This window comes from Streptomyces sp. NPDC059957 (assembly GCF_042730015.1).
Classification (GTDB): domain Bacteria; phylum Actinomycetota; class Actinomycetes; order Streptomycetales; family Streptomycetaceae; genus Streptomyces.
On sequence record NZ_JBHWMB010000131.1, the window covers coordinates 8,408 to 12,704 of the forward strand.

At 73.7% G+C, this 4,297-nt stretch carries 3 protein-coding genes and 2 pseudogenes; 3 read left to right on the forward strand and 2 right to left on the reverse strand.

All coding sequences use genetic code 11. The features are described 5' to 3' along the window. Positions 1 to 37 precede the first annotated feature (37 nt). Together ACFWBW_RS40410 and ACFWBW_RS40415 are read right to left on the reverse strand one after the other, a co-directional pair. A complete protein-coding gene (locus ACFWBW_RS40410) occupies positions 38 to 634 on the reverse strand; it encodes a hypothetical protein (RefSeq protein WP_385384486.1) in 597 nt (198 codons plus the stop codon). Positions 635 to 835: 201 nt separating this feature from the next. After that, complete coding sequence (locus ACFWBW_RS40415; RefSeq protein ID WP_385384489.1) at positions 836 to 1,528, reverse strand: DUF998 domain-containing protein; 693 nt, start codon at positions 1,526 to 1,528, stop codon at positions 836 to 838. Between the two features lie 165 nt (positions 1,529 to 1,693). On the opposite strand from ACFWBW_RS40415, the gene ACFWBW_RS40420 reads away from it, so the two are divergent. The 3 genes and pseudogenes from ACFWBW_RS40420 to ACFWBW_RS40430 form a co-directional block, all read left to right on the forward strand. Continuing rightward, complete coding sequence (locus ACFWBW_RS40420) at positions 1,694 to 2,017, forward strand: YciI family protein (RefSeq protein WP_385384492.1); 324 nt, start codon at positions 1,694 to 1,696, stop codon at positions 2,015 to 2,017. Positions 2,018 to 2,020: 3 nt separating this feature from the next. Next, positions 2,021 to 3,268 (forward strand): annotated as a pseudogene (locus tag ACFWBW_RS40425) (RNA polymerase sigma factor); the annotation flags it as partial. Between the two features lie 90 nt (positions 3,269 to 3,358). After that, positions 3,359 to 4,009, forward strand: a pseudogene (locus ACFWBW_RS40430) (RNA polymerase subunit sigma); the annotation flags it as partial. Positions 4,010 to 4,297: the final 288 nt, after the last annotated feature.

A 4,297-nucleotide genomic window follows, 5' to 3' on the forward strand; every position in this document is an offset into this window, starting at 1 on the left:
GGCCTCCACCCCGTCGAGCACGGTGCGGGGTCAGCGATCAGAAGATGCTGATGCCTCCGGCACCACCGTTGCCGCCGAGGCCGCCGAACAGGCCACCGAAGCCGCCCTTGCCGCCCTTGCCGCCCTTGCCGCCCTCGAAGACGCCGTTGCCGCCCTTGCCGCCGTTGCCGCCGCCGCCGCCTACCAGGACGCCGTCGCCGCCGGCTCCGGCGTTGCCGCCGCTGCCGCCGAAGAGGCCGCTGCCCCCACCGCCGCCGTTGCCGCCCTTGCCGCCGATGACGCCTTCGCCGCCGCCACCGCCGCCACCGCCGCCGCCACCGGACAGGACGCCGTCGCCGCCCTTGCCACCGTTGCCGCCCTGGCCGCCGGTGCCGAGGACGCTGCCCCCGCCGGAGCCGCCGGAGCCGCCACCGCCGCCGATGAGGCCGCCGCCGCCTTCCCCGCCGTCCCCTCCGGCGCCACCGGCGGCCGGGAGGGCAGTGGCCACATGGGCCGGCATCGGGGCCGCCGTCGCCATGGAGGCCGGAAGGATGACCGCTCCCGAGATCATGGCGGCCGATGCGACCAGGGTCGCCATGCGGAATCCGCGACGGTTGGTGCGGACGACGTTGTTGGTGCGAGTCTTACGGTTCATGACCTTCTCCTCATGGTGTACGCCCCGGTTATTCGGAGCGGTGCGGTAATGAGGGGAGAGGAGGAGTTCCTCTGGGAGGCTTTCCGTCTCTTCCCTTGTGCCTCAAGTAAGCCCCGGCGGGTACATCCGGGTCATGTTCCGGAAACTCGGGACTTGACACACTCCGCGCCACCGTTTAAAAGCCCGGGAGGCCCCCAGGGGTCAGACGCCGCGGCGGGTGCGGTACGCGACCGCGGAGATCCAGAGCATCGCCGTGACGGCTCCGACGGCCAGGGTCAGGGTGCCGGCCGGGCCGCCGCCCATTGCCCAGCCGTTGCCGATCAGGAGGGCGGTGCCGGCGGCCCGGGAGGCGATGGCGTACCGGCGGTTCCCGGCGCGGCCGAAGTGCCGGCCCAGTACGTAGCAGGCGGCGATCAGCGAGGTGAAGGTGACCGACCCGGCGGCGAAGTGGGCGTAGCTGTGCCAGGTGAGCGTGGCCACCTCCGCGGCAGGAGCGCCTACGGGAAAGCCGTCGATCGGGTCCATGACGAAGGCTCCCGCGGCGATCATGCCGAGGCCGGCGATCCGGACCAGCCGTGGCGCCCAGGTGCCCCCCGGGGTACCGCGCAGGGCCCGGCGCAGGCCGGTGGCCCCAATGGCGAGCAGGGCTCCGGCGAGCAGGAAGGCGGTGATCTGGAGCCAGCCGAGGCTGCCGTTGCTCAGCGCGCTCAGCGGGTGGCGGGTGATGTCGAAGCCCTCGCGGGTCGCGGCCTGGGTCAGGGAGACGAGCGCCCACAGCGGGGAGGCCACGACCGCGCAGGTCAGCAGGGAGCGGGTGGTGGTGGAGGAGGAGCGGATGGCGGAGGAGGAGCGGATGGCGGAGGAGACGGTGGCGGTGGGGGTCTGGGTGGTCATGGCGGATGCCTCTCGGGTCGTCGTACGCGGCTCTCGTTTTCGGTTCTCGCCGATACGTCGAACCGGTGAAGTGACAGGGAACGGGCGCGTTCCCTGTCACATCGCCCGTTCGACGTGTAAGCAGGTACGGGCAGCAGCTCGGCACCACGAGACGAGGGAGTTTCCATGCGCTACCTGATGACGACGAAGCCTTCCGACGCCGCCCCCGACGAGCGGCTGTACGCCGAGATGGGCAGGTTCATCGAGGAGCTGACGGCGGCCGGCGTGCTGCTGGCCACGGGCGGCCTGGAGCCGGGCGGCATCCTGGTGGCCTCCTCCGGCGAGGAGATCACCGTGACGGACGGGCCCTTCGCCGAGGCCAAGGAGGCCGTGGCCGGTTTCGCGCTGATCGAGGTCCGGTCCAGGGAAGAGGCGATCGAGCTGGCCCGCCGCTTCCGCAGGATCGTCGGTGACGGGGAGAGCGTGATCCAGCAGGTCTTCGGCCCCTGACCCGTGCCGGACATCTCGCGGACGATCGACGCGGTCTGGAAGCTCGAATCGGCCAGGATCATCGCCACGCTCACGCGCCTGGTGCACGATGTCGGCCTGGCCGAGGAACTGGCCCAGGACGCGCTCGTCGCCGCGCTCGAGCAGTGGCCGGCCGCCGGGGTCCCCGACAACCCCGGCGCCTGGCTGACGACCACGGCCAAACGCCGGGCCGTCGACCACATCCGGCGCTCCCGGCTGCTCACGGACAAGCAGGAGCAGCTCGCCCACGAGCTGGAGGAGCGCCAGGAGCGGCACGAGTGGCAGGAGCACCAGGAGCCCGAACAGGACGACGTCCTGCGGCTGATGTTCCTCTCCTGCCACCCCGTGCTCCCGGCCGAGGCCCGTGCGGCGCTCACCCTGCGGCTGCTGGGCGGCCTGACGGCCGAGGAGATCGCACGGGCCTTCCTCGTCACGGCGACGGCCGTCACCCGGCGCATCGCCGCGGCCAAACGCACGCTGGCCGAGCACCACGTGCCCTTCGACCTGCCGGAGGAGACGGAGCTGCCCGAGCGGCTGTCCTCGGTGCTGGAGGTCATCTACCTGATCTTCAACGAGGGCTACTCGGCCACCTCCGGCGACGATCTGATGCGCCCCGGGCTCTGCCTGGAAGCGCTCCGGCTGGGCCGGCTGCTGGCCGAGCTGGCCCCCCGGGAGGCCGAGGTGCACGCCCTGGTCGCGCTGATGGAGATCCAGGCCTCCCGTTCGGCGGCGCGCACCGGGCCCTCGGGCGAGCCCGTACAGCTCCACGAGCAGAACCGGGGGCGCTGGGACCAGCTGCTCGTACGCCGCGGCTTCACCGCGATGCTGCGCGCGCGGGAGGCCGGCGGCGCCCCCGGCCCGTACATGCTGCAAGCGGCCATCGCCGTCTGCCACGCGCAGGCACGCACCGCCGAGGAGACCGACTGGACGCAGATCGCGACGCTGTACGGGGCCCTGGCGCGGCTGCTGCCGACGGCGGTGGTCCAGCTCAACCGGGCGGTGGCGCTCGGGATGGCCCACGGGCCGCAGGCCGGCCTCGATCTGGTGGACTCCCTGGTCGCCGATCCCGTGCTCCGCGACTACCACCTCCTCCCCAGCGTCCGGGGAGACCTGCTGCTGCGCCTGGACCGCGGCCCGGAGGCGCGGCAGGAGTTCCTCCGTGCGGCGGCCCTCGCCAAGAACGCCGCCGAGCGCGCCTTCCTGCGCCGGCGCGCGGAGGAGATCCCCGCCGGTAGCCCGGCCGGCCCGGCGCCGGGTCCGACCCTCGGCCGGGCAGCGGAGGGCTTCCTGGGCCGGGCGGACCTGGACGCGGCGACGGTCCGCTCGTACGGACAGACCCTGCGGCGGCTGCGCCTGGACCTCGGTGAGGCCGCGCCGCTGTCCCGACTGACGTCCGAGGAGGTGGCACGGGTGTGCACGGCCGCCTGGGGCGCCGCGGCGGCCAGGACCTGGAACCGGCACCGCTCGGCCGTGCGCTCCTTCGGCGCCTGGGCCGGCCTGGACGGACTCGCGGCAGGGCTGGAGCGGCGCACCGAGCCCCTCCCCCGGGGCTCCGCCCTGGATCCCGTACAGCTCGACGCGCTCTGGGGCGACCCCGAAGTGCCCCTGCGGGAACTGACGTTGTGGCGGCTCCTGCACGAGTCGGCGGCGGGGGTGAAGGCCGTCCTGTCCCTGAACGTGGAGGACCTGGACCTGGAGGACCGCCGGGCCCGCACGGGCCGCGGGTGGGTGAGCTGGCGCTCCGGTACGGCCCGGCTCCTGCCCCTGCTGCTGGCCGGCCGCACCCGGGGCCCGGTGTTCCTCTCCGAGCGGCGGCCCGGCCCGTCCCGGACCCCCGGCCCGGCCGACCTCTGCCCGGACACGGGCCGGCGGCGCCTGTCCTACGAGCGGGCCGAGCACCTCTTCAAGGAGGCCACCAGACCCCTGGACCCGGCGCACGAGGGCTACACCCTGCGCCGCCTCAAGCCCGGATGAGCACCCGCACTCACGGCGTGAGCAGCGACGCCCTGGCCGCCGCCCCGCGCGCCCGGGCGGGTGGTTCGGGCGGGTGGTTCGGGCGGGTGCGCGGCCCGATCGGCAGGATCCGGAAGAGACCGCCTAGTGCTGTGGCCGGAAAGGTTTGCCGGGTTGCGGTGTTCGGTGCGGTGCATCGCAAGGCGGAGGACCGCGGCTCGTACTGGACGTACTTCCGTGGTCCGACAACGCGGCGAGGTGCCGTGCCGGGCGCCGTGACCCGGTGAACCTTTCCGGCCACAGCACTAG

Excerpts from the sequence above, each read along its gene's own strand:
- ACFWBW_RS40410 (WP_385384486.1), bottom strand. The coding sequence starts at position 634 with ATGAACCGTAAGACTCGCACCAACAACGTCGTCCGCACCAACCGTCGC.
- ACFWBW_RS40415 (WP_385384489.1), bottom strand. The coding sequence starts at position 1,528 with ATGACCACCCAGACCCCCACCGCCACCGTCTCCTCCGCCATCCGCTCC.
- ACFWBW_RS40420 (WP_385384492.1), top strand. The coding sequence starts at position 1,694 with ATGCGCTACCTGATGACGACGAAGCCTTCCGACGCCGCCCCCGACGAG.